At 64.0% G+C, this 23419-nt stretch carries 21 protein-coding genes and 1 pseudogene; 3 read left to right on the forward strand and 19 right to left on the reverse strand.

Annotation, left to right across the window (positions count from 1 at the left end):
- Nucleotides 1-163: 163 nt before the first annotated feature.
- The 8 genes and pseudogenes from X733_RS156625 to uxaC all read right to left on the reverse strand — a co-directional run bounded on the left by X733_RS156625 (nucleotide 164) and on the right by uxaC (nucleotide 7389).
- On the reverse strand, nucleotides 164-502 hold the full coding sequence (locus tag X733_RS156625; RefSeq protein WP_023728679.1) for a cupin domain-containing protein: 339 nt from the start codon (nucleotides 500-502) through the stop codon (nucleotides 164-166).
- Nucleotides 503-512: 10 nt separating this feature from the next.
- Nucleotides 513-1280 (reverse strand): 2-dehydro-3-deoxy-D-gluconate 5-dehydrogenase KduD, encoded by a 768-nt coding sequence (gene kduD / locus X733_RS156620; protein ID WP_023818242.1) that lies wholly within the window; start codon nucleotides 1278-1280, stop codon nucleotides 513-515.
- A complete protein-coding gene (gene kduI, locus X733_RS156615) occupies nucleotides 1277-2134 on the reverse strand; it encodes a 5-dehydro-4-deoxy-D-glucuronate isomerase (RefSeq protein WP_023818243.1) in 858 nt (285 codons plus the stop codon). Before kduI ends, kduD begins: the two co-directional genes overlap by 4 nt.
- Nucleotides 2135-2157: 23 nt before the next feature.
- The gene (locus X733_RS156610) at nucleotides 2158-2934 is read right to left on the reverse strand and encodes a FadR/GntR family transcriptional regulator (RefSeq protein WP_023700229.1); all 777 of its coding nucleotides are present in this window, start codon (nucleotides 2932-2934) and stop codon (nucleotides 2158-2160) included.
- A gap of 38 nt (nucleotides 2935-2972) precedes the next feature.
- Entirely contained in the window at nucleotides 2973-4253 is a 1281-nt protein-coding gene (locus X733_RS156605) for a TRAP transporter large permease (protein ID WP_023684106.1), read from the reverse strand.
- A complete protein-coding gene (locus X733_RS156600; protein ID WP_245260093.1) occupies nucleotides 4254-4721 on the reverse strand; it encodes a TRAP transporter small permease in 468 nt (155 codons plus the stop codon).
- Between the two features lie 166 nt (nucleotides 4722-4887).
- Nucleotides 4888-5865 (reverse strand): TRAP transporter substrate-binding protein, encoded by a 978-nt coding sequence (locus tag X733_RS156595; RefSeq protein ID WP_023668677.1) that lies wholly within the window; start codon nucleotides 5863-5865, stop codon nucleotides 4888-4890.
- A 38-nt stretch (nucleotides 5866-5903) separates the two neighbouring features.
- A pseudogene (gene uxaC, locus X733_RS01000000166020) lies at nucleotides 5904-7389 on the reverse strand (glucuronate isomerase).
- 175 nt (nucleotides 7390-7564) lie between these two features.
- On the opposite strand from uxaC, the gene X733_RS156590 reads away from it, so the two are divergent.
- Nucleotides 7565-9067 carry a mannitol dehydrogenase family protein gene (locus X733_RS156590; protein ID WP_023818244.1) on the forward strand — a complete coding sequence of 501 codons (1503 nt, stop codon included), beginning with the start codon at nucleotides 7565-7567 and terminating at the stop codon, nucleotides 9065-9067.
- A 100-nt stretch (nucleotides 9068-9167) separates the two neighbouring features.
- On the opposite strand, the gene X733_RS156585 is transcribed toward X733_RS156590, so the two are convergent.
- From X733_RS156585 to X733_RS156560, 6 genes are all read right to left on the reverse strand, one after another.
- On the reverse strand, nucleotides 9168-9575 hold the full coding sequence (locus X733_RS156585) for a F0F1 ATP synthase subunit epsilon (RefSeq protein WP_023668674.1): 408 nt from the start codon (nucleotides 9573-9575) through the stop codon (nucleotides 9168-9170).
- Between the two features lie 109 nt (nucleotides 9576-9684).
- Nucleotides 9685-11256 carry a F0F1 ATP synthase subunit beta gene (atpD, locus tag X733_RS156580; RefSeq protein ID WP_023668673.1) on the reverse strand — a complete coding sequence of 524 codons (1572 nt, stop codon included), beginning with the start codon at nucleotides 11254-11256 and terminating at the stop codon, nucleotides 9685-9687.
- Between the two features lie 70 nt (nucleotides 11257-11326).
- Nucleotides 11327-12211, reverse strand: a complete 885-nt coding sequence (locus X733_RS156575) for a F0F1 ATP synthase subunit gamma (protein ID WP_023668672.1) — start codon at nucleotides 12209-12211, stop codon at nucleotides 11327-11329.
- Nucleotides 12212-12245: 34 nt separating this feature from the next.
- Entirely contained in the window at nucleotides 12246-13775 is a 1530-nt protein-coding gene (gene atpA, locus X733_RS156570) for a F0F1 ATP synthase subunit alpha (protein ID WP_023684101.1), read from the reverse strand.
- Nucleotides 13775-14335 carry a F0F1 ATP synthase subunit delta gene (locus X733_RS156565; protein WP_023688887.1) on the reverse strand — a complete coding sequence of 187 codons (561 nt, stop codon included), beginning with the start codon at nucleotides 14333-14335 and terminating at the stop codon, nucleotides 13775-13777. The genes atpA and X733_RS156565 overlap by 1 nt, the downstream gene beginning before the upstream one ends.
- 246 nt (nucleotides 14336-14581) lie before the next feature.
- Nucleotides 14582-14977 carry a DUF4345 family protein gene (locus X733_RS156560; RefSeq protein WP_023684099.1) on the reverse strand — a complete coding sequence of 132 codons (396 nt, stop codon included), beginning with the start codon at nucleotides 14975-14977 and terminating at the stop codon, nucleotides 14582-14584.
- A gap of 138 nt (nucleotides 14978-15115) precedes the next feature.
- Between X733_RS156560 and X733_RS156555 the strand changes: the two genes are divergently transcribed.
- Complete coding sequence (locus X733_RS156555) at nucleotides 15116-15304, forward strand: hypothetical protein (RefSeq protein WP_023818245.1); 189 nt, start codon at nucleotides 15116-15118, stop codon at nucleotides 15302-15304.
- A 16-nt stretch (nucleotides 15305-15320) separates the two neighbouring features.
- Here X733_RS156555 and X733_RS156550 read toward each other — a convergent pair whose 3' ends face one another.
- The 5 genes from X733_RS156550 to X733_RS156530 all read right to left on the reverse strand — a co-directional run bounded on the left by X733_RS156550 (nucleotide 15321) and on the right by X733_RS156530 (nucleotide 22123).
- On the reverse strand, nucleotides 15321-16016 hold the full coding sequence (locus tag X733_RS156550; protein WP_023726135.1) for an aspartate/glutamate racemase family protein: 696 nt from the start codon (nucleotides 16014-16016) through the stop codon (nucleotides 15321-15323).
- A gap of 110 nt (nucleotides 16017-16126) precedes the next feature.
- Complete coding sequence (locus X733_RS156545; protein WP_023684096.1) at nucleotides 16127-17461, reverse strand: SidA/IucD/PvdA family monooxygenase; 1335 nt, start codon at nucleotides 17459-17461, stop codon at nucleotides 16127-16129.
- The gene (locus X733_RS156540; protein WP_050588639.1) at nucleotides 17458-19278 is read right to left on the reverse strand and encodes an IucA/IucC family siderophore biosynthesis protein; all 1821 of its coding nucleotides are present in this window, start codon (nucleotides 19276-19278) and stop codon (nucleotides 17458-17460) included. The genes X733_RS156545 and X733_RS156540 overlap by 4 nt, the downstream gene beginning before the upstream one ends.
- Nucleotides 19275-20339: a GNAT family N-acetyltransferase gene (locus tag X733_RS156535; protein WP_023684094.1), complete on the reverse strand. Its 1065-nt coding sequence runs from the start codon at nucleotides 20337-20339 to the stop codon at nucleotides 19275-19277. The genes X733_RS156540 and X733_RS156535 overlap by 4 nt, the downstream gene beginning before the upstream one ends.
- Entirely contained in the window at nucleotides 20336-22123 is a 1788-nt protein-coding gene (locus X733_RS156530) for an IucA/IucC family protein (protein ID WP_031193155.1), read from the reverse strand. Before X733_RS156530 ends, X733_RS156535 begins: the two co-directional genes overlap by 4 nt.
- A gap of 121 nt (nucleotides 22124-22244) precedes the next feature.
- Here X733_RS156530 and X733_RS156525 point away from each other — a divergent pair, with 121 nt between their 5' ends.
- Nucleotides 22245-23417, forward strand: coding sequence for an MFS transporter (locus X733_RS156525; RefSeq protein ID WP_023752656.1), 1173 nt, complete (start codon nucleotides 22245-22247; stop codon nucleotides 23415-23417).
- The last annotated feature ends 2 nt before the right edge of the window (nucleotides 23418-23419 follow it).

The following is a 23419-nucleotide window of genomic DNA, read 5'->3' on the forward strand; positions in this document are numbered from 1 at the left end:
CGATCGACCTGGTTGGCATCGTTAAACCAATCTTCACCATGTTGCGGCACCGTCCAACCCTGCGGCGATGTTTCGAGTACCGCTGCGCCACGAGCGCACAGGCAACAGCCCGCGCCTCCCCAGGAGGCGCGGGTTTCCTGTTTCTGGAATTGCCGAAAGAGGTTCAGGCCAGGAAATCGGCGCGGTGCGGGGTAAAGCTGTCGACCAGGCGCCCGGCCTCCAGCGCCTTGACGCCGTGCACCAGATTGGACGGCACGATGAAGCTGCCGCCGGTCTCGATCGTCGCGGTGCGGCCGTCGATGGTCACCTCGAAGCGACCTTCGGCGACATAGCTGGCCTGGACATGCGGGTGCGAATGCAGTGCGCCGACGCCGCCCTTGTCGAAGCCGAACTCGACCATCATCAGCTCATCGGTGGAGACGAGAACGCGGCGTCTGTTGCCGTCCGGCGTCGGCGTCCAGGCGCTCTCGCCGGGTTGGGCAAAAATCTTATGCTCGATCATGACTGTTTCCTCATCGCGCCAGCCAGCCGCCATCCACCGGGATCACGGCGCCGTGCATATAGTCGGATGCGGGGGCCAGCAGGAAGACAGCGGCGTCGCCTATGTCTTCCGGTCCGCCCCAGCGCCCGGCCGGGATGCGCGCCAATATAGCGGCGCTGCGGTCGGGATCGGCGCGCAACGCCTCGGTGTTGCTGGTTTCAATATAGCCGGGCGCAATGGCATTGACATTGATGCCTTTGGCCGCCCATTCGCAGGCCAGCAGCCGGGTCACGCCGAGCGCGCCATGTTTCGACGCGGTATAGGACGCGACGCGGATGCCGCCCTGGAAACTCAGCACCGAGGCGATGTTGACGATCTTGCCGCGCCGCCTGGGATCGGCCAGCACGTGTCTGGCAAAACCCTGGCTGAGAAAGAACAGCGTCTTCAGATTGACGTCGATGACGTCGTCCCAATCGGCCTCGGAGAAATCGACCGCATCGGCGCGGCGGATGATGCCGGCATTGTTGACCAGCCCGTCGATCGGGCCGGTCTTTTCCCAGACCTGGTCGAGCATCGCCTTGGCGGCCGCATGGTCGGCAAGATCGCATCGCACCGCCTCGAACTGGCCACCGGCTTCCGCGACTTGTCTTTCCGTGTCGTCCATCGCCGAGCGGCCGACACCGATGACGGTGCCGCCGGCGCGCGCGATCGAGACCGCGATGCCTTGGCCGATGCCGGTGTTTGCGCCGGTGACCAGGACGCGCTTGCCGGCCAGGCTGAAGGAGGAATGGCCGCTCAACGCAGTTCGCCCAGCGGCACCGGGTCGACATCGGTGTAGTCGACATTGTCGCCGGCCATCGCCCAGATGAAGGCGTAGTTCGAGGTGCCGACCCCGGAATGGATAGACCAGCCCGGCGACAGCACCGCCTCCTCGTTAGCCATCACCAGATGCCGCGTTTCGTCCGGCTCGCCCATGAAATGGAAGACGCGCGCCGTCTCCGGCAGGTCGAAATAGAGATAGGCCTCCATGCGCCGGTCATGCACATGGCAAGGGATAGTGTTCCACACCGAGCCCGGCGCCAGTTGGGTCATACCGACCACCAGTTGGCAGGTCTTGACGCCATCGGCATGGATGAACTGGAAGATGGAGCGTTCGTTGCAGGTTTCCTTGCTGCCGAGATCGAGGCGCTTGGCATCGCCAATGCGGATCAGCCGGCTCGGATGGGTATGATGCGCCGGCGCGCTGAGCAGGTAGAATTTGGCCGGTGCGCCCGCGTCGGCCGACGCGAACGACACGTCGGTCCTGCCCATGCCGAGATAGAGCATGTCACGTGCCTGCAACTGGTGGGTCTCGCCATTTGCCGTCACCGAGCCGGCGCCGCCGATGTTGACGATGATCAGCTCGCGGCGGTCGAGAAAATTCTTGGTCCCCGTCGGCTTGATCGCCTCCAGCGGCAGCGCTGTCCCTTCCGGCACGGCGCCGCCAACGATCATGCGGTCATAATGGGTGTAGGTCAGGCTGATGCGTCCCTGCTGGAACAGGTCGTCAATATGGAAATTGTGACGCAGTTCGTCGGTGCCCATGGAAGCAGCGGCCACCGGGTCGATGGCGAAACGCGAGGTGAAATCGGTATGCGGGTGACTTTGAGTCATTGCTGCTCCAGCTGAATGAATGGCTATTTGGTTGCCGACGCCTTGACCGAGTCGGCGTAGTAGACTTGGCGGGCGTGCAGCCGCTCGCGGTAGCGCTCTTGGCTGGCGGTGAGATGAGCGCGCATCGCCTCGCGCGCGGCTTCGGCGTCGCCTGAGGTGATCGCATTCAGGATCACCAGATGCTCGCGTTGCAGCCCTCGCTGATAGCTGTCGGATTGCACCAGTTCGGTCGACCAGGGCGAGGTCACGTCGCAAGGAATGGCGCGGCGTCCGAGCACATCGAGCATCTCGACATAGAACGGGTTGTTGGTGGCGCTGGCGATTGCCCGGTGGAAGGCGAGATCGGCCGGACCGGTCGGCTCACTGTTAAGAAGCAGCCGTTCGAATTCGAAGAACGCTTCCTGGATCGCTGCTTCCTGCGCGGCGTTGCGGCGAATGGCGGCGAGCCCGGCCGATTCGATTTCGACGGCCAGGCGCACTTCGAGCACATTGAGCGCGATGGAATCCTTGCTGCCCATGTCGGCGGCGAGCGCGCCGAACATCGTTGAGATGTGCTCGGTGACGAACACGCCTGCGCCCTGGCGCGCCTCGACCAGCCCGTCGGCGGCGAGCTTGGCCAGCGCTTCGCGGATGACGGTGCGGCTGACGCCGAAGGTCTCGGTCAGTTGTCCTTCGGTCGGCAATTTGTGGCCGGGCAGGATCTCGCCCGCCTGCAGCTGCTTGCGGATCGCTGCGACGACGGTCTCCGACAGTTTGGGTTTTCTCTCGACCCTGAGATCAACAGCGCTATCCGATGCCATATCGCACCCCTGTTTGAAGACGTCTATTTGAAGACGCCCTATTTGAACACGCTCGGCAACCAGAGCGAAATCGCCGGAATATAGGTCACCAGCCCCAGGACCACGATGCCCGCGCCATAGAACGGCCAGATCGAGCGCATCGCTTCCCAGACCGTAATCTTGCCGACGGCACAGGCGACGAACTGCACCGTGCCGACCGGTGGCGTGTTGAGCCCAATGCCGAGATTGAGGATGGTGATGACGCCGAAATGCACGGGGTCGACGCCGTAATGGGTGACCAGCGGCAGGAAGATCGGCGTGCAGATGATGATCATCGGCCCCATGTCCATGAAGGTGCCGAGCAGCAGCATCAGGACGTTGAGCAGAAGCAGCACCACCAGCGGATCGGTGGAGATGGCGTTCATGCCTGCGATCAGCAGCACCGGCACTTTGAGATAGGCCATCAGCCAGCTGAACGAGGCCGCCGTGCCGATGATCAGCAGCACCATTGAGGTCGTGCGCACCGCGCCCTTTGTGGCATGGACGAAATCGCCCCAGGCCATCGACCGGTAGACGAAGACGGTGACCAGCAAAGCGTAGATGATGGCGATGCAGGAGCTTTCCGTCGCCGTGAAAATGCCCGAGCGAACGCCGCCGAAGATGATCCCGATGAGCAGAAGTCCGGGGATGGCGATGACCGCCAGCTGGCCGACACGCGAGAAGCCGGGAAAAGCCTCGACCGGGTAGCCGCGGCTGCGGGCGACGAAATAGGCGGTGACCATCAGCGAAGCGGCGAACAGCAGACCAGGCAGGATACCGGCGGTGAACAGGTCGGCGATCGAAATCTTGCCGCCGCCGGCGATCGAATAGATGATCATGTTCTGCGACGGCGGCAGAAGCAGCGCGATCAGCGCCGCCATCGAGGTGACGTTGACGGCATAGTCGGCGCCGTAGCCGCGCGCTTTCATCTGCGGGATCATCAGCCCGCCGACGGCAGCGGCTTCCGCCACAGCCGAGCCGGAAATGCCGCCGAACAACGTCGCGGCGATGATGTTGACCTGACCGAGCCCACCGCGGACATGACCGACCAGCGAGCCGGCAAAGGAAACGATGCGCTGCGCGATGCCGCCGCGCACCATCAGGTCGCCGGCAAAGATGAAGAACGGGATCGCCATCAGCGAGAACGCCGACATGCCCGACTTCAATTGCTGGAACACCACCAGGGGCGGCAGGCCGAGATAAAGCACGGTGGCGAAGGACGCCGCACCCAGGCAAAAGGCGATCGGCGTGCCGGCAAACATCAAAAGCGTGAAGACGCCAAACAGGATCCAGAGTTCCATCTAGGCCTCCTGCACGGCCGGCATTTCCGGCACTTCTTCGAGATTGATATCCTTGTCGATGTCGGCGCCGGACCAGCGCAGCGCGATGCGTTCGGCCGAGAACAGGCAGATCAGAAAGCCGCCGGCAACCAGCGGCAGATAGTCGAAACCGCCGGGAAGTTCGAGCGCCGGGATGACAGTGTGCCAGGTCAGCCCGACCAGCTTGCAGCCGTACCAGACCATGCCGAAGCCGAAGCCAAACGCGATCAGGTCGGACAGGGTGCGCAGCGCCCATTTGCTGCCCTTGGGCAGGATATAGAGCAGCACGTCGAAGCCCATATGGTAATTCTCGCGCACGCCGACGGCAGCGCCCAGGAAGATGAACCAGTTCATCAGCATGATGGCGGTGACTTCGGTCCAGCTCGGTGACGCGTTGAGCACGAAGCGGGAAAACACCTGGTAGGCAACAAGCGCGGTCATGGCGACCATCCCGATGCCCGCGAGATAGAGCGCACCGTCGCAAATCTTCGAAAGCACCGCGCTGAAGCGCGGTGGCGCTCCGCTCCTGGCCGTTCCCGCAGTCATCCGATCCTCCCGGTCTTTCCGTCCCCTAAAAGCGATTGGCGGGGCGGCGCCATGCCGCCCCGCCAGAAAATCACTTGGTCGCCTGGATGCGCGTCGCGAGGTCCTTGAGCTCCGGCGTCTTCAGATACTTGTCGTAGACCGGCTTCATCGCATCGATCAGCGGCTGCTTGTCGATCTCGCTGACCTTGACGCCGGCCTTCTCGACGATCTCTCGCGACTTCTTCTCCTGCGCGTCCCACAATTCGCGCATCTTGACGACGCTATCCTTGGCCGCCTGCTTGACGATCGCCTGGTCTTCCGGCGTCAGTCTGTCCCAGCTCGATTTCGACATCACCAGCACTTCCGGCACGATCTGGTGCTGGTCGACGGTATAGTGCTTGGCGACTTCGTAGTGCTTGGCGGATTCGAAGCTGGGCCAGTTGTTCTCGGCGCCGTCGATGACACCGGTTTCGAGCGCCGAATAGACCTCGCCATACGCCATCGGCGTGGCATTTGCGCCAAGCGCGTTGACCATATCGACGAACACGTCGGACTGGATGACGCGGAACTTCATGCCTTTCAGATCGGCGATCGAGGTGATGTCCTTCTTGGTGTTGTAGAAGGAACGGGCGCCGGAATCGTAGAAGGCAAGGCCGACCAGATCATGCGTCTCGAAGGCCTTGAGGATCTCGTCGCCGATCGGCCCGTCCATGACATGGCGCATGTGCTCGACCGAACGGAACATGTAGGGCAGCGACGGCACCGCGGTTTCCGGCACGATGCCGTTGAACGGACCCATCGAGACGCGGTTCAGATCGATGACACCGGTCTGCGTCTGCTCGATCGTGTCCTTTTCCTCGCCGAGCTGCGCCGAATGATAGACCTCGACCGAATAGCGGCCGGCGGTGCGCTCCTTGATGAGCTCGCCGAGATATTTGACCGCCTCGACAGTCGGATACCCGTCCGGATGGGTGTCGGCCGAGCGCAGTACGGTCTGGGCGCCGGCAACGCCGATCATCAGCGAGCCGAAGGCGAATGTGGCTGCCACCAGTTTTGAAAAATGCAACATGACTGTCTTCCTCCCTTTTAAAATTCCACGCGCCCGGCTCACAGCCGGTACGCCTTCTTGGCAAGCGTGTAGGCAAGCTCCCGCGCCAGCTCATGCGCCTCGTCCTCACGCAGCCGGTGCTCGGCGACGAGACGGGCGAGAAAGGCGCAGTCAACCCGGCGCGCCACATCGTGGCGGGCGGGTATGGATGGAAAGGCGCGGGTGTCGTCGTTGAAACCGACAGTGTTGTAGAAGCCGGCGGTCTCGGTGGTCATCTCGCGGAACCGGCGCATGCCTTCCGGGCTGTCATGGAACCACCAGGCAGGCCCGAGCTTCAGCGCCGGATAGACGCCGGCAAGCGGCGCCAGTTCGCGCGCGTAGCTGGTCTCGTCGAGCGTGAACAGAATGATGGAGAGGTCGCGCTCCAGCCCGACGCAGTCGAGCAAGGGTTTGAGCGCCGCGGCATAGTCGGTACGGGTCGGAATATCGAAGCCTCTGTCGCGGCCGAATCTCTGAAAAATTCCGGGCGAATGGTTGCGCCATGAGCCGGGATGGATCTGCATTACCAGCCCGTCGTCGCGGCTTATCTTGGCCATCTCGGTCAGCATCTGGGCGCGAAACAGCTTGCGCTCGCGCTCGTCGTCCGAGCCGCGGCGGATGCGGTTGAACAGCTCTTCCGCCGCCGCATCGGAAAGATTGGCGGTCTCGGCCGTCGGATGGCCGTGGTCCGATGAGGTTGCGCCGAAGCTTTTGAAGAAAGCGCGGCGATTGCGATGCGCGTCGAGATAGCCGGCCCATGTGCCGGTGTCGCAGCCGGTGATCTCGCCCAGACGATCGAGATTGGCCGAAAATCCTTCGAAGTCGGGATCGACGACAGCATCCGGCCTGTAGGCAGTGATGACGCGGCCCTGCCAGCCGCTGTCGCGGATCGTCTTGTGCCATTGGAGATCGTCGAGTGCGCCCTCGGTCGTCGCGATGACCTCGATGTTGAAGCGCTCGAACAGCGCGCGTGGGCGATAATCGTCGCGCTGCAAAAGCGCCGCGATGGTGTCGTAATGGCGGCTAGCGGTGCTGGCGTTGAGCGGCTCTTCGATGCCGAACAGATGCTCGAGCACATGGTCGAGCCACAACCGCGTCGGCGTNGGTGCTGGCGTTGAGCGGCTCTTCGATGCCGAACAGATGCTCGAGCACATGGTCGAGCCACAACCGCGTCGGCGTGCCGCGGAAGAGGTAATAGTGCTCGGCGAAGCGCCGCCAGATCGCCCTGGGATCGGTCTCGACCGGCGAGCCGTCGAGGGTCGAGACGCCGAGATCTTCCAGCCGCACGCCCTGGCTGAACAGCATACGGAAAATGTAGTGGTCGGGCACCACCAGCAATTGCGCGGGATCGGGGAATGGCTCGTTGAGCGCATACCAACGCGGATCGGTGTGGCCGTGGGGGCTGATGATCGGCAGGTCTTTGATGCCGGCATGGAAATCGCGCGCGATCGACAGCGCGCGCCCTTCGGCGGCAAAAAGCAGATCCGGATCGGTCAGTCCCGCCACGTCGTTCCTCCCAGGGGCGATATCGGTAGGATTGGAAAGAAATAATGTCAACATACAAAAACTGGATTGTTGTATGATGACTTTTAACCGGCGTCAGGTCATTGTGCGGCGGAAGAGCGGATGTTACGCCGCTAGCAGATCCCGCCCCGCACACCATCCAGCGACAAGCCGCGCCATGACCAGCAGACGCCTTTCCAACGCAACAGTGCAATCCTTGCCGGCCTCGGTCGCGGTCCCCCCCTATGATCGCGCCAGTGTCGCCCCAGGCATCGTCCATCTCGGCGTTGGAGCCTTCCACCGTGCCCATCAGGCCGCCTATGTCGATGACTGCCTAGCGGCCGGCGAGACCGGCTGGGGCATTGTCGGCGTCTCGCTGCGCAGCCCCGACACGCGCGATGCGCTGACGCCACAGGACGGGCTCTACACGCTGGCGGTGCGCGGCAGCGATGGCGAAGCGCTGCACATTATCGGCTCGATCCAGTCGATGCTGGTCGCGCCGGAAGACCCCGGCGCGGTGCTGGCCGCGCTGACCGACCCGCGCACCCGCATCGTCACCCTGACCATCACCGAAAAGGCCTATCTCAGGGCCGCCGACGGCAGCCTCGACGAAAACCATCCCGATATCGTCCACGATCTGGGCAATCCCGGATCTCCCAGGACAGCGCATGGATTCCTGGCGGAAGCGCTGGTGCGACGCCGGGCCGCCGGCACGCCGCCCTTCACCGTGCTGTGCTGCGACAACCTTCCGGCCAATGGCGCCACGCTGCACCGGCTGCTGGTCGGGTTTGCAAAACTGCGCGATGCCGGCGCTGCTGCTTCAGGCGACGCTGCCCTCGCCGGTCATATAGCCGATGACGTTGCATTCCCATCGAGCATGGTCGACCGCATCGTGCCGGCAACCACCGATGCCGACCGGGCGCGCATCGCGGTCGAACTCGGCCTCGAGGACGCCTGGCCGGTGATGACCGAACCGTTCCGGCAATGGGTGATCGAAAACAGGTTTCCAGCCGGCCGCCCGGCCTGGGAGAAATTCGGCGTCACCATGGTCGAGGATGTCCGGCCGTTCGAGGACATGAAGCTTCGGCTGCTCAACGGCGCCCATTCGGGCATCGCCTATATCGGCCTGCTCAGCGGCCACGTCACCGTCGACCGCGCCTTCGCGGATCCCGCGATCCGCGCGTTCGTCGACCGGCTCTGGGCCGAGGCCATCCCGACATTGCCTGGGGATGCCGGGCTCGACACGTCAGCCTATACGGCCGAACTTGCCGAACGTTTCTCCAACACAGCGCTTGCCCACCGCACGGCGCAGATCGCCAATGACGGCAGCCAGAAATTGCCGCAGCGCATTGTCGCTACCGCCATCGCGCGCATCCAGGCCGGCCTGGTCCCGGAGCATCTGACGCTGGTGATCGCCGCCTGGATCGCCGCCTGCGAGGCGCGCGGCAAGGACCTGCCGGAAGCCCACTTCACCGATCCGCTCGACGCGACGCTGGCCGCGCTCGGAGCGCAGCCGACGCTGGAACGGGTGGTGACGGTGTTTGACCTCGCCGGCTTCGCCAGCGGCAGCCCCGAGCGCCAGACGCTGATCGAACTGGTTGCCGCCCATCGCGAGCATATCCTGCAGGGCGGGGTGGCGCTCGCGCTCGCGGCACTGGGTGTACCGGGAAAGACCAGGTGACCTGACGTCGCCCGGATACAAAAAGCCGGGCTTAAGCCCGGCCTGTTTCATACCTTTGCCCGACCATGACCTCTCGGATCACGTCCAATCATTCTGCGGCTTACGCCGGCAGCAGCGCGCCTTCGAGCGTGGTAAGCTGGCTAAGGAACTGCTCCGCCTTGCTGCGGGACTGGTCGTCCTTGGCGTCGGCGGCGTCTTCCTTGGCTTCCTGGATGCGGCGGGCGAGATCGGCGCGGTCGATATCGCCGACGGCGACCGCCGATTCGGCGAGCAGCGTGCAGCCGGCAGGGACGATGTCGGCAAAGCCGCCGAACACCACATAGCGCTCTTCCTTGCCGCCGGCGGTCTTCAGCGTGACGACGCCCGGCTTGATCGTGGTCATGACTGGCGCATGGTGCGCCATGACTGTCATTTCACCTTCGGCGCCTGGAATGACGACGGACTCGACCTGCTCGGAAACCAGGAGGCGCTCCGGCGAGACCAGTTCGAACTTGAAAGCTTCAGCCATGTCAATTTAGTGAGTAGGGAATAGTGAGTAGGGAGTAGGGAGAGGACAGCTGTCCTGATCACCCGGCCGCTATTCACTACTGACTACTGACTACTCCCTATTGCCTTGATTACGCTGCTTCTGCCGCCAGGCGCTGAGCCTTCTCGACCGCTTCGTCGATGCCGCCGACCATGTAGAAGGCGGCTTCCGGCAGGTGATCGTAGTCGCCGTTGCAGAGGCCCTTGAAGCCCTTGATTGTGTCGGCGAGGTCGACCAGCTTGCCCGGCGCACCCGTAAACACTTCGGCGACGAAGAACGGCTGCGACAGGAAGCGCTCGATCTTGCGGGCGCGGGCCACCGTCTGCTTGTCCTCTTCCGACAGCTCATCCATGCCAAGGATGGCGATAATGTCCTGCAGCGACTTATAGCGCTGGAGGATCGACTGCACCTGGCGGGCGACGGCATAGTGCTCCTCGCCGACGACCAGCGGATCGAGCATGCGCGAGGTCGAGTCGAGCGGATCGACGGCGGGGTAGATGCCCTTTTCCGAGATCGCGCGGTTGAGCACGGTCGTCGCGTCCAGGTGGGCGAACGAGGTCGCAGGCGCCGGGTCGGTCAAATCGTCGGCCGGCACGTAGATCGCCTGCACCGAAGTGATCGAACCCTTGGTCGTTGTGGTGATGCGTTCCTGCAGCGCACCCATGTCGGTGGCCAGCGTTGGCTGGTAACCCACGGCCGAAGGAATACGGCCGAGCAGCGCCGACACTTCAGAACCGGCCTGCGTGAAGCGGAAGATGTTGTCGACGAAGAACAGCACGTCCTGGCCCTGGTCGCGGAAATATTCGGCGACCGTCAGGCCGGTCAGGCCGACGCGGGCACGCGCGCCCGGCGGCTCGTTCATCTGGCCATAGACCAGTGCCGCCTTAGAGCCTTCGCCGCCGCCCTTCTTGTTGACGCCGGACTCGATGAACTCGTGATAAAGATCGTTGCCCTCGCGGGTGCGCTCGCCGACGCCGGCGAAGACCGAGAAGCCGCCATGCGCCTTGGCGACGTTGTTGATCAGCTCCTGGATCAGAACCGTCTTGCCGACGCCGGCGCCGCCGAACAGGCCGATCTTGCCTCCGCGGGCGTAGGGCGCCAGAAGGTCGAGCACCTTGATGCCGGTGATCAGGATCTGCGCTTCCGTCGACTGTTCGACATAGGTAGGCGCCGGCTGGTGGATGGCGCGCATTTCGATGCCGTCGACCGGGCCTTCTTCGTCGACCGGCTCGCCGATGACGTTGATGATGCGGCCGAGCATGCCCGGGCCGACCGGAACGGTGATCGGCGCGCCGGTGTCATAGACGTCCTGGCCGCGAACCAGGCCTTCGGTGGAATCCATGGCGATGCAGCGCACGGTGTTTTCGCCCAGATGCTGGGCAACTTCGAGCACCAGGCGGTTGCCGACATTGGAGGTTTCGATGGCGTTCAAAATGGCCGGCAGATGATCGCCGAACTGCACGTCGACGACGGCGCCGATGACCTGGCGAACCTTGCCGATGGCGCCGGTCTTCTTGACGGCAACGCTCGTCGTCTTCGCTGCCGGGGCCGCGGCCTTGGCGGGCGCGGCCGCCTTCTTGGCCGGAGCGGCCTTCGCCGCTGCTGCCGGAGCCTTTGCGGCCGCTTTGGGGGCCGTCTTCGCGGGGGTCGCTGCTTTCGCCATCGTCTTTACCCTTCTCGTCCTTTGTTTCTCACGCTCCATCAGAAGGTCGATGACCTCCTGGCGGTCGCGCCTAGAGCGCTTCGGCGCCCGAAATGATTTCGATCAGTTCCTTGGTGATCTGCGCCTGCCGCTGGCGGTTATAGGTGATCGACAGTTTGTTGATCATGTCGCCGGCATTGCGCGTTGCATTGTCCATGGCGCTCATTTTGGCGCCCATCTCGCCGGCTGCGTTTTCGAGCAGCGCGCGGAAGACCTGGACCGAGATGTTGCGCGGAATGAGGTCGGTGAGGATCTCGCCCGGCTCCGGCTCGTATTCGTAGACGGCATTGCCACCGGCGGTCGCTTCGGCGGGAGCCGAAGCCACGCCGGCAGGAATGATCTGCTGCGCGGTCGGAATCTGGCTGATCACCGACTTGAACTGCGAATAAAACAGCGTGCAGATATCGAAGCCGCCTTCGCCGAACAGATGGATGATCTTACGGGCGATCGCATCGGCATTGACGAAGCCGAGCTTCTTGACATCGCGTAGGTCGACGCGGTCGATAATCAGCGAGGCATAGTCTCGGCGCAGAATGTCGAAACCCTTCTTGCCGACGCAGATGATCTTGACCTGCTTGCCGTCGGCCAGAAGCCGGCGGATATGGTCGCGGGCCAGACGTGCGATCTGCGAGTTGAAGCCGCCGCACAGGCCGCGCTCGGCCGTGCAGACGACGAGCAGATGCACATCGTCCTTGCCGGTGCCGGTCATCAGCGCCGGGGCATCGCCGCCGCCGCCGATCGCCTGCGTGATATTGGCCAGCACCGCACCCATCCGCTCGGAATAGGGACGCGCCGCCTCCGCTGCTTCCTGCGCGCGACGCAGCTTCGCCGCGGCGACCATCTGCATCGCCTTGGTGATCTTCTGCGTCGCCTTGACCGAGGCGATACGGTTACGAAGGTCTTTTAATGAAGGCATGCTTCAAACCTGATCCCGAGCGTCCGGCTTCTTCTCAAGCGAAGGTCTTGGCGAAGGCGTCGATCTCGGCCTTCAGCTTGGCGCGCAGATCGTCCGACAGCGCCTTTTCCTTGCGGATGCCGTCCAGCACGTCCTTGCCGGCCGAGCGCATATGGCTGAGCAGGCCGTGCTCGAACTTGCCGACCTGGTTCAGCGCCAGCTTGTCGAGATAGCCGTTGACGCCGGCGAAGATCACCGTGACCTGCTCCTCGACCTTGAGCGGCGAGAACTGCGGCTGCTTCAACAGTTCGGTCAGGCGCGAGCCGCGGTTGAGCAGGCGCTGCGTGGCGGCGTCGAGATCGGAGCCGAACTGCGCGAACGCAGCCATTTCGCGGTACTGCGCGAGCTCGCCCTTGATCGAGCCGGCGACCTGCTTCATCGCCTTGATTTGCGCCGACGAACCGACGCGCGACACCGACAGGCCGACGTTGACCGCCGGACGGATGCCCTGGAAGAACAGGTTGGTTTCGAGGAAGATCTGGCCGTCGGTGATCGAGATCACGTTGGTCGGGATGTAGGCCGACACGTCGTTGGCCTGCGTCTCGATGATCGGCAGCGCGGTCAGCGAACCGCCGCCCAGATCGTCGTTGAGCTTGGCGGCGCGCTCGAGCAGGCGCGAATGCAGGTAGAACACGTCGCCCGGATAGGCTTCGCGACCCGGCGGGCGGCGCAGCAAGAGCGACATCTGGCGATAGGCGACGGCCTGCTTCGACAGATCGTCATAGCTGATCAGCGCATGCATGCCGTTGTCGCGGAAATATTCGCCCATGGTGGCGCCGGTGAACGGCGCCAGGAACTGCATCGGCGCCGGATCGGAAGCTGTGGCGGCGACGATGATCGAATATTCAAGGGCGCCGCGCTCTTCGAGAACCTTCACGAACTGCGCGACCGTCGAGCGCTTCTGCCCGATGGCGACGTAGACGCAGTAGAGCTTTTCCTTTTCCGGCCCGTTGTCGTGCACGGCCTTCTGGTTGAGCATCGTGTCGAGGATGATCGCGGTCTTGCCGGTCTGGCGATCGCCGATGACCAGCTCGCGCTGGCCGCGGCCAACGGGGATCAGCGCATCGATGGCCTTGAGGCCGGTCGACATCGGCTCGTTGACCGACTTGCGCGGGATGATGCCTGGCGCCTTGACGTCGACGCGCTTGCGTTCGGTCGCCTTGATCGGGCCCTTGCCGTCGATCGGATTCCCGAGCGCGTCGACGACGCGGCCGAGCAGGCCCATGCCGACAGGCGTATCGACGATGGCGCCGGTGCGTTTGACGATGTCGCCTTCCTTGATGTCGCGGTCGGCGCCGAAGATGACGACGCCGACATTGTCGGCTTCGAGGTTGAGCGCCATGCCGCGGATGCCGCCGGGGAATTCGACCATTTCGCCGGCCTGGACATTGTCGAGGCCGTAGACGCGAGCGATACCGTCACCGACGGACAGCACCTGGCCGACTTCGGAGACCTCGGCCTCCTTGCCGAAATTCTTGATCTGGTCTTTGAGAATTGCGGAAATTTCCGCGGCGCGGATGTCCATCAGCCGACCTCTTTCAGTGCAAGCTTGAGCGAATTGAGTTTGGTTTTGAGCGACGTATCGATCTGGCGCGAGCCCATCTTGACCACCAGCCCGCCGAGCAGCGACGGATCGACGGTAACAGTGATGGCCACGTCCTTGCCGGCGACGCCTTTCAGCGCGGCCTTGAGTTCGGTCTGCTGGGCAGCCGTCAGTTCATGCGCCGAAGTGACCTCGGCTGATGTCTCACCGCGCTGTTCGGCGGCGATCTTGCGAAAAGCCTTGATCATGCCGGGCACCGCGAAGAGCCGGCGGTTGCGGGCGACGACGCGCAGGAAATTGCCGGTCAGGCCGGTGATGCCGGCCTTGTCGGCGATCGACGCGATTGCCTTGGCCTGGTCCTCGCTGGAGAACACCGGGCTGTTGATGAGGCGCGTCAGGTCGGCGCTGTCATCCAGCATCCTGGCGAAACTGTCGAGGTCGGCCTCGACCTTGGCCACCGAATTCGACTGCCGCGCAAGTTCGAACAGCGAACCCGCGTAGCGTTCTGCGACACCCGAGATTGGCGATGACGATTGAGCCACGGACCGTCTTTTCTCTTGTCTGAGGGGCCGCAGATTGTTGGCGCGAGCAAAAACTCTGGCTAAATCTTTGACCTTACTAAGTTTTTCCAAGCACGGAGGCGCGGCTTCCGCTATCCCCGGCCGAAAGTCGATTGCCGTCTAGCACAGGCATTTTAAGACCGCAATGCGTCGTCCCGCATGCTTTTCGGGCACTATTGTCGCATCCGGCCGCAGAGTTCAACCGAAGCCTTTGGATTGGCTGCCGATTCAGGGCAGAAAGCCGAAGACGAAGGCAAGCGGCAACGCGGCCAGGACGAGTTCGACGACGATCGACGCCCAGTTGAAAGGCGTGTTGGCGCCGTCCGACATCATCGACAGCAAACGGCCAAAAGCGGTGAACAGCCAGGAAAAGCCGAGTGCCATATAGAGCCACGGCTGCGCCAACAGAATGCAGCACAGGCTGACGCCGAGATAGAAGCCCGACATCCGGCCGCGCCCTTCCGCGATTGCCGCTGCCCTTTCGGGCCGGACCTGCAGCCGCAGAATCCGAAATGCCAGCCCTGGCGCGAGGAAAAACAGCAGACCGAGCGCCAAGGTGACGACGGCGCTGGACCAAGCCAGCCATTCGCCCTGGCTGGTCGGCCACGGAAACGCAAATTCCATCTTGCTTTCATCCCCTCACAGCAATGCCGGATGTATTGAATGTCGCTGCAAAAAGAAGTCAAGCGCGCGGCAGTTTTGGCACGCAATTCGTGAAGGAGCGGAAGGCTGTTTAGGCCGCGCGCGCGTCCGGCCAGCATCGTGGCCAACCTGTATTGTCAGGCGACGCCTCACTCCTATCTGCAGGACCGGTTTTGCACAGCCAAAGGCCCCGACACCGATCGCCTTTATTTCCTGACCAAGCACCTCAATCTGGCCGGCACGGAAGCAGATCGATGGAAGCTGAAAGTGGTCGGCAGCGGCAATGTCGCCGTGGCCGCCCAGCCCTGATCTCTGTTTTGGCCCTTCAGGGCAGCATGAATGCGACCGCCGCCTCGGCATGGATGCGCGTGGTGTCGAACACCGGAATGTCGAAATCGCGCTCGCCAATCAACATGGTGATCTCGGTGCAGCCCATGATGACGCCATCGATCTTCTCATCGCGTCGCAGACGGGCGACCTCGTCGATATAGGCCGCCTTCGATGCCGCGCTGACGATGCCCCGGCAGAGCTCGTCGTAGATTACCTGGTGCACCATGTCGCGCCCGGCCTGGTCCGGCACCACGGGCTGCAGCCCGTATTTCTCCGTCAGTCGGCCCTTGTAGAAATCCTGCTCCATGGTGAAGCGGGTCGCCAGCAGCGCCGGCCGCTTGACGCCGGCGCCCTTGACCGCGACGGCCGTGGCGTCGGCAATGTGGATAAGCGGGATCGACACCGCCGCCTGCACCCGGTCGGCGAGCTTGTGCATGGTGTTGGTGCAGATCAAAAGCCCCTCTGCGCCGCCCGCCTCCAGCTTGCGCGCCGCATCCGCCAGCAGCACGCCCGCACTGTCCCAGTCGCCATGATGCTGCCGGTCGGCGATTTCGGCGAAGTCGAAGGAATAGAGCAACAGCTTTGCCGAATGCAGCCCGCTCAGCCGCTCGCGCACGATCTCGTTGAGCAGGCGATAATAGATCGCCGTCGATTCCCAGCTCATGCCGCCGATGAGGCCAAGGGTTTTCATGCGCTGAGCCTCCAGCAGGACCGAACGATCTCTCTCACAGAAAAGCTTTACGGGTCGATGTCAACCTTAACGCGCGCCGTACCACGCTCTTCGGCCCGCCTCCACAAACATCACCGCGCGCCCGATTCGGTCATCCTCGCATTGGCGCCGAGATGATGCAGGCTTTGTGTCGTGTGCCTTGAACTCCAGGCAACCGGCGGATCGGGCAGATCGAGATCGAACTGTGCCCGCCCGAGCAGCGAATTGACGATCTTGGCGCTGCGCCAAGCCATCAGGCTGAGCTGCGGCTCGGCTATGCCATGGCTGAGCCGGCCGGCATTGAGCGCGTAGATCCGGCGGTCGTCGGGCCCGTCCCATTCGACCTCGAAGCTGGCGTTGAGCCTGTAATGACCGCGCTCGTCCAGCGCGATCCTGTTCATGAGCGGCGCCATGCAATCAGGAATGGCAAAGGCATAGCCGGTGGCCAGAACCACCGCATCGACGGTGCGCGTCTCGATGGCGCCGTCGAAGCCGTTGCGCATGATCAGCCGGTATTCGCTGCCTTCCCGCGTCACGTTCAGCACTTCGCGGTGCGGCGTCATGTTGACCGCCGTCGTTTCCTCCGAGAGGTGCCGCAGCGTGTAAAGCTGGCGATAGATCGCCTTCAGCGTGCTCGTCGATGCGCCGTCACCGGCAAGCAGTTGCTGTTCCAGGATCGTCTCGCGCCGCCCTTGCGGCAACCGATGGAAGTTTTCGACATAGCCCGGCGTGAAGAGTTCGTCGGTGAAAGGCGAGTCGTCCAGTGGCAGGAAATTCGGCCGCATCGAGATCCACTCGATTTCGCGGCCGGCGAAGCGGTCGGAGGAGATCAGATGCAGAAGCACTTCGGCGCCGCTCTGGCCACCGCCGATCACGGCGACACGCTGTCCGCTCAGGCGATCGAGGCGGTTGGCGGCCTGGGCGTTGTGGAAGCATTGATCGGAGGCCGCCGCCCGCGCCCAGGCGGGGATGTTGGGCACCAGCCCGACGGCAATGGCGAGATTGCGCGCGTTCACCTGCTCGCGGCCGATACGCAGCCTGAAATTCGTTCCGTCGAAGTCGATCCGGTCGACGGCGCTGGCGAAGCGCAGCGAAGACAAGTTCTCGCCGACCCATCCAAGATAGCGGGCGAATTCCGGCCGCGGGATGGCTGAGAAATCCGCGTTGAGGAATTCATAGAACCGCTTCTGCGCGACCAGATAGGACATGAACGACCATGGGCTGGTCGGATGCGTCGCGGTGACGAGATCCTTGAGGAAGGATGTCTGCAGTTCGACGCCCGGCAGCATCATACCCGGGTGCCATTCGAGCCGCGTCGCCCGATCGAAGAAGCGCGCTTCGACGCCGTCCACCGCATCGAGATGGGCGGCGAGGCTGAGATTGAACGGCCCGATGCCGATGCCTGCGAGGTCAAGCGTATGGGTCATGGCGAACTCCTTATGGAGCTGGCTGGGCTGATGGGAGATCGCCGGGCTGACTCGGGGTTAAGCGGATTGTCGAGCGGTGTGCCGAGGTCCGGCAGAGGGCGTTCGCCGCTGTCACCGTACCCGATCGCGAAGCGCACCTTGTTGATGGCGATGCGCGGAATCTTCGGCGCAAACAGATCGAACAGCACGAACCGTTCCGCCAGCTCGGTGTTCTGCGCCTGGTAGCGCCGGATGGCGCCGGCGAGGATGGCGTAGAAAGTCCTCTCGTCGAAGCGGTCATAGGCGGCCAGCGCCTCGGACAGGAAACGCAGAACGCTGACGATGTGTCCCGTTTGCAGATGCTGGAGAAGATGTGCCGGGGGCCGGCGCTTCAGCGTCGACAGGATTTTGGGGTCGAGGCCGGCCAGTTCGGGAAACGGCTGGTCGACGAGATCGAGGTCGCCCTGGAAATCCTTGACCGCCACGCCGAGAGGCGTCGCTCCGTCGAGGATGATGGTGACGTTCTGGCCATGGGCGATGAAGCCGACGCCGTAACGGCACATGAAGTGGTAGAGCGGCACGAAGGCCGTGGAGAACAGGCGATCGAGCCATGCCTCCGGACCAAGGCCGGACTGCTCCATCAGGGCGCTGGCGATCGGCCTGCCGTGGGCGTCGCGCTGCGGCAGGGCGCCCATCATCATCGGCCGCTGGCCCGCTGTCAGATCCTTTTCGGGGCTTTCGCGCCATATGGCGCCCAGCATCTCGCAAAACTGATAGGGCGCGCCTTCAACGCCGGTATAGTGCGGATGCGGATAGAAGGCGCCGGCGACTTCCTTCAGCACCTTGACGTCCTTGAGCACCGGGTCCGCGGCCGCCACCGTGGCCAGCCAGCGCGACAGATCGGCGCCGATCGCCATGTATTTGCCCGGCACGCCGCGCCACGCTGAGGTGTTGAGGACGGTCAGCGGCAGCTTGACGTGCAGCGCCTCGGGCCGTGCCACATTGGCAAGCGTGCGCAGCGACTGCAAGGGCAGGAACGGATCGCCGAACTGGCCAAGCGGCACCAGCCGGCCGGCGGCGATCTCGCTACCATATTGCGAGGCGATCATCGCCTGCCACTGCCAGGGGTGGACCGGCAGCAGCCTATGCGTCGATCGCGAGATCCCGGCGGCGCTGAAAGCCGCTTCGAGCCTTGCGCGCTCGTAGTCGCCGAGTGCGGCCTGCAGCAGCGCCTCTTCGTCGAGCCCGCAGTCAAGCGCCAGCAGGCAGCGATCGCTGGCGGCGGCAAGCCAGAAGAGCTGGAATGCGGTGGCCGATTCTGGCGCGTAGCGCTCGAAGTCGTCCCGTCCCCAGCCAAGCCGTCCCTTGTTGGCAGGGGCCTTCGGATGGCCGTCGAGCAATGCCTGCAACTCGGTATCCGGCAGCGCGGCTAGATCGGCGGCCGGTCGATTGCCGCGTGCCTTGGCGATCCGCATGTCGGCCATCAGCGTGTTGTAAAGCTCCTTCGCATAGGTGCAGAATGTTGCCGGCGACATGCCGAGCGTCTCGCGCGCGTCGGCGAAGAAGGCGACCGCATCGTCGACCGGCAGCTCGATGCCGGCGTCGCGAGTCAGCGTCTCCGGACGGACGGCGATCTGGCCCCACAGGCGCCGCGTCGCGGCAAAGCGATAGGTCACGCCGGGGCCGGGCGTCAGCTCCCATCGGCCGGGCGAAAGCTCGCGCGGCGACAGGCACTCCTCGAAGGTCAGTTCGGAAATGGCCTTGGCGACGGCGTCGCGGTTGATCGCGGCCCAGCGTGTCGCCTCCCCCGCTTTGGCAATCGGTTGCTGCACCGTCACAGCGGCACCTCGCGGAAGAAGCGCTCGCGTTCGCAGCAGACCAGCGCCGCGCGCTTGTGCGGGAAGTCGAACTCCTTGACCTTGTCGTAGGCGGCGCCGGCGCAATAGCTCAGCATCTTCTGGTGCGCGGCGCGTGGCTCGCCGACGACGCGCTGCGTGCGCGGCTCGTCGAGGAACAGATAGTGGGTGACGGAGCGGAACAGTGACAGCGTCTTCGGCCGGCCGAGATGGCGCATATTGCCGATCAGCCCATGCCAGCCGCGGTCCCAGTCGAGCGGCTCATAATAGGGCCCGAGCCGGTCCTCCTTGGCCCAGTAGAACTCGAAATAGCCGGTCGGCTCGCCGTCGAAGCTGGCGATGACGCCGAAAATATGCGGATCGCTTTCCTGCTCGGCGAGATATTTGTCGAGATCCTCATGGCTCTGGGCAAGTTCCCAGAAGAAGGCGACGCGGCCATCGTTCATCCAGCGATGGAAGAGGTCGAGATCGGTCCGGCGGTCGATCGGCCGCAGCGACACGGTGAGGCCGATTTCCGGAATCCAGCGTTCGTACATCGGGCCGCAGGGGCGCGGTTGGCGCAATGGCGGCAGCCGGTCTTCCGGGCCGATAGCGGTCGTCAATGCCGGATAGGTGACATGCGAGGCCTGGCTGCGCCACAGCAGCGGCAGCTGGCGCAGGACCGACCGATGGATGACGGCGCATTCCGGTTCACCCGGAACCGTCTCGGTGGCCAGCGCCGAAACCGGCCACAGCGTCTTGGCCGCCGGCAGGAAGGCGCAGTCGAAGGAAGGATGCAGGCGCAGCGCGGCGTCGACGAGACCTGCCAGGATTTGCGGTTGGTCGAGGCGGCCGCCAATGAACGCGACATCGTCGATGAGCAGGCGGCCATCCGCGTCGGAGATGCGGGCCTGTCCCACCGCTGTTCCCTCAGCGTTGACCAGGCTGACATGGCCATCGCCGGCACGGATGGCGAGCGGCTCCGCGGCCGAGGCCAGATGCTGCCATCCTTCGTTGCCGGCGACGGTGGCGGGTGACCAGTTTTTCGCAGCCTCGATGTTCATGCGTATTCTCTCACATGCAGGGGGTTCGGAAGCTCGACGTAACCTGCCAGCGGGTCGGTCACTTCGGTGTTCTCATTGATGTCGCGCAGCGCGATCAGGAAATTGCCCTTGGCGGCGAGCGTCGGCGCGTTGAGCAAATAGTCGACGCAGGACCGGTCAGCCATCGGCGTGGCGGCCAGCCGCTCGAGCGAGCGGCGGAATATCGCCAGCAGATCGTTTTCGTTGGTGAGGCCAGCGGCCGCAAGGGCTGCGACGGCGGCGAAAGCGCCATTGACGACCAGATAGTAGCCGAACAGCTTCGCGGCCGCTTCCGCTGGGAAGACATGATCGCCCGCCTGACCAGCCTCGGGCACGAATTCGCGCAGCCTGGGCAGGAATTCCTCGACATAACCGGTGCCCTGGCAGTCGCGAAAATAGAGCGCATTCGGCCAGCCGCCGGCGAGGCCGACGACGAGGTTTTGCTGATGGGCGCCGAACAACAGGCCGAATTCCGAGAAGGCCACAATAAACGGCACGATGGCAGTTTCGAGGAAACGCTCGAACCAGAAACGCGCCGTTTCCTCGACAGGTCGCTTCTCGTCGCGGGCGATACGGTGGACCAGGTCGGACAGATGGCTTTCGGTACGGCCGGGATGGCGCTCGCAAAGCGCGCCGAGAACGGCAGCCGGCGGACTGCCCGTGCCGCGAAACGGGTTTTCGCGGAACGAGACGATGGTGTCCGTCATCAGCCGGCCGTCTTCGTCGCGCAAGCCGAACCAGGCCGGCTCACCCAGCACCGTCATGGTCGGGCAGCGCCGCTGCAAGGCATCGCCAAGCTTGCCCTTGACCAGCCGGTGGACCGAAAGGCCGCGCCGGCACTCATGCTCCTCGACGATGCGCCTGGAATTGGTCAGGCGCAGGCTGAGCGAGAATTTCAGCATCCACTCGGCTTCAGACGAATGAACCGTGCGCAGCGAGGTCGTGGCCTGCCACGCTGGTCCGCCGAGCCCAACATCGACGATACGGCCGGCGCAAAACAGGCGCTCGACGCGGTCTTCCAGCATGAGCCGTACGGCCTGCCACGGATGCATCGGAACGAGAACCTTGCCCTGTTGCTTGCCAGCCCGAGCAAGCAGCTGCGGATCGCTGGCGGCAAGCCCGCGGACCATCTCGGTGACATCTAGTGGCTCGACGCTGCCCCCAGTGAGGATGGTCGGGTCGACGGCCCACCAGCGCAGTTTGAACGCATTGCAGTATTCATGCCCGAAGCGCGCGGAATCCGTGTGCGTGAACTCTTCGCGACTCATCGGCGCCGGATGCACGGCATGGCCGAAGCGCAGGGCGCTTTCGGCGTCGATGAAATCAGGATCGCCTTCGGAGAAGGGCCGCGACGATCCACGCGCCGCAGTCGCGTCAGCGATTGCGGCGATGCTGGCCAGGCTGCGGCGCAGGAAGGTCAGTCGGCTTTTCGCTGTCGCCCGGCCGGCAATGTCGGGATCCGCCAGGATCAGCGCCAAAAGGCTGAAAAGGTCGATCTCGGTCGCTTCGCAATCGGCCCCCTCGTTACTAATATCGAGGCGCCAGAGCGGCATCGCTAAATCGTGGTAACCAACCTTCGAGCGATGCCGCGCCTCGACGAGCACCGCCGCGCGCGAGGCAGGGAAATTCAGACGCAGCACGGCTGCCTGCGGCCGAAACAGCCCGGTTTGCCTGGCGTTGACGAATTCCCAGCCATCCCATTCACGCAGCAACGCGTTGAGTAACGGGCTTAATGCTGAGGAAGATTCAGGTTTTACTTGTTCCATGTGCATCCCCATAAATCCTAATAATACTGAATGCATTTACGTTTATACATTGTCGTCTTTAAACATTTGTGTTGATTAACTGTTCTAAACAAGAAATAAGCTTGGTCTTATGACGACCGGTATGAAAAATCGATCTTCGCTTCTGCGCCGCCTGGCGATCGCGGTCTCGGCAATCGGCTTCGGCCAGTCGGCCTTCGTATCGCTCGTTCCCCTGGTGATGGAGCGGCTGAGGCTCGACACGTTTGCTATCGGCGCGGCAACTGCTGTCGGCGCGGCGGCCTTTCTGGTCGGCTCGCCGCTGTGGGGTCGCATGGGCGAGCGGCTTGGCCATGCCAGGCTGCTGCGCTTGCTCGGCCTCGCCATGCTGGCCGGCCAGACGGTGTTCGCCATTCTGCTGATAGCCGGCATGGGAGCCGCGCTCGGCATCGCTTTGCTGATGCTTTCGCGAACCGTGTACGGTTTTGCCGCGTCCGGCGTCATGCCGACGGCGCAGGTCTGGGCCAGCCGCTCGGTTGCCGATGACAGGCGACAGGCGGCGCTGGGACTGCTTGGAGCCGGCGTCAGCATGGGGCGGCTGGCCGGTGCGCTGGCGGCAACGGCTGCCGTCCTGTCGCCGCTGCTGCCGCCCATCCTGTTCCTGTTCAGCCCGCTGTTGCTGTGGCTCGCGCCGGGCAAAGGGGAAGCCGGCGGACGGAGCGACGGCAAGGCAGCCGACGTCGGCCGTGGAATATCGCCCTTCGATCGCCGCGCTCTGCCTTGCCTGGCGATGGGCTTGTGCCTGACGCTCGGCTTCGGACAGGTGCAGATGATGCTCGGCCCGATGGCCCAGCAGCGTTTTGGCCTTGGTGCGACGCAGGCCACGACGGTGACCGGCCTGGCCCTGATGCTGGTCGCCATCGTCATGGTTTTGGTCCAGGGACTGCTCATGGCGCGCCTGCGGCTGGCGGAGCGCAACAGCGTCGTCGTCGGCTGTCTCATGGTTTGCGTCGGCATGACGGCGCTGGCCGTCACGGCCAGCCATGTTGCCTCGGCAGTGTCTCTGGTGGTGGCGGCGGCCGGCATTGCCCTGGCGACACCCGGCTACACCGCCTGGCTGATGAAGCGCCTGGAGCCCGGCGAGCAGGGCGCGGCGGCCGGCTGGCTCACCAGCACCCATGTGCTCGGCCAGAGCATCGGCGCATTGGCCGGCGGCTTCGCCTTCACGCTCTGGCCTTTTGCGCCACTGGCTGGCTGCGCGGCGTTGGCGCTGGCCGCCGCCTGTCTCGCTGCCATGGTTCGTGAGACCGGGCGTTAGGA

The sequence above is a fragment of the Mesorhizobium sp. L2C066B000 genome (genome assembly GCF_000502335.1).
Classification (GTDB): Bacteria; Pseudomonadota; Alphaproteobacteria; order Rhizobiales; family Rhizobiaceae; genus Mesorhizobium.

What these genes read in the sequence shown, in the direction of transcription:
- X733_RS156625 (WP_023728679.1), bottom strand. Translation starts at nt 502, where the DNA reads ATGATCGAGCATAAGATTTTTGCCCAACCCGGCGAGAGCGCCTGGACG.
- kduI (WP_023818243.1), bottom strand. Translation starts at nt 2,134, where the DNA reads ATGACTCAAAGTCACCCGCATACCGATTTCACCTCGCGTTTCGCCATC.
- X733_RS156610 (WP_023700229.1), bottom strand. Translation starts at nt 2,934, where the DNA reads ATGGCATCGGATAGCGCTGTTGATCTCAGGGTCGAGAGAAAACCCAAA.
- X733_RS156605 (WP_023684106.1), bottom strand. Translation starts at nt 4,253, where the DNA reads ATGGAACTCTGGATCCTGTTTGGCGTCTTCACGCTTTTGATGTTTGCC.
- X733_RS156600 (WP_245260093.1), bottom strand. Translation starts at nt 4,721, where the DNA reads ATGGTCGCCATGACCGCGCTTGTTGCCTACCAGGTGTTTTCCCGCTTC.
- X733_RS156595 (WP_023668677.1), bottom strand. Translation starts at nt 5,865, where the DNA reads ATGTTGCATTTTTCAAAACTGGTGGCAGCCACATTCGCCTTCGGCTCG.
- X733_RS156590 (WP_023818244.1), top strand. Translation starts at nt 7,565, where the DNA reads ATGACCAGCAGACGCCTTTCCAACGCAACAGTGCAATCCTTGCCGGCC.
- X733_RS156585 (WP_023668674.1), bottom strand. Translation starts at nt 9,575, where the DNA reads ATGGCTGAAGCTTTCAAGTTCGAACTGGTCTCGCCGGAGCGCCTCCTG.
- atpD (WP_023668673.1), bottom strand. Translation starts at nt 11,256, where the DNA reads ATGGCGAAAGCAGCGACCCCCGCGAAGACGGCCCCCAAAGCGGCCGCA.
- X733_RS156575 (WP_023668672.1), bottom strand. Translation starts at nt 12,211, where the DNA reads ATGCCTTCATTAAAAGACCTTCGTAACCGTATCGCCTCGGTCAAGGCG.
- atpA (WP_023684101.1), bottom strand. Translation starts at nt 13,775, where the DNA reads ATGGACATCCGCGCCGCGGAAATTTCCGCAATTCTCAAAGACCAGATC.
- X733_RS156560 (WP_023684099.1), bottom strand. Translation starts at nt 14,977, where the DNA reads ATGGAATTTGCGTTTCCGTGGCCGACCAGCCAGGGCGAATGGCTGGCT.
- X733_RS156550 (WP_023726135.1), bottom strand. Translation starts at nt 16,016, where the DNA reads ATGAAAACCCTTGGCCTCATCGGCGGCATGAGCTGGGAATCGACGGCG.
- X733_RS156545 (WP_023684096.1), bottom strand. Translation starts at nt 17,461, where the DNA reads ATGACCCATACGCTTGACCTCGCAGGCATCGGCATCGGGCCGTTCAAT.
- X733_RS156535 (WP_023684094.1), bottom strand. Translation starts at nt 20,339, where the DNA reads ATGAACATCGAGGCTGCGAAAAACTGGTCACCCGCCACCGTCGCCGGC.
- X733_RS156530 (WP_031193155.1), bottom strand. Translation starts at nt 22,123, where the DNA reads ATGGAACAAGTAAAACCTGAATCTTCCTCAGCATTAAGCCCGTTACTC.
- X733_RS156525 (WP_023752656.1), top strand. Translation starts at nt 22,245, where the DNA reads ATGAAAAATCGATCTTCGCTTCTGCGCCGCCTGGCGATCGCGGTCTCG.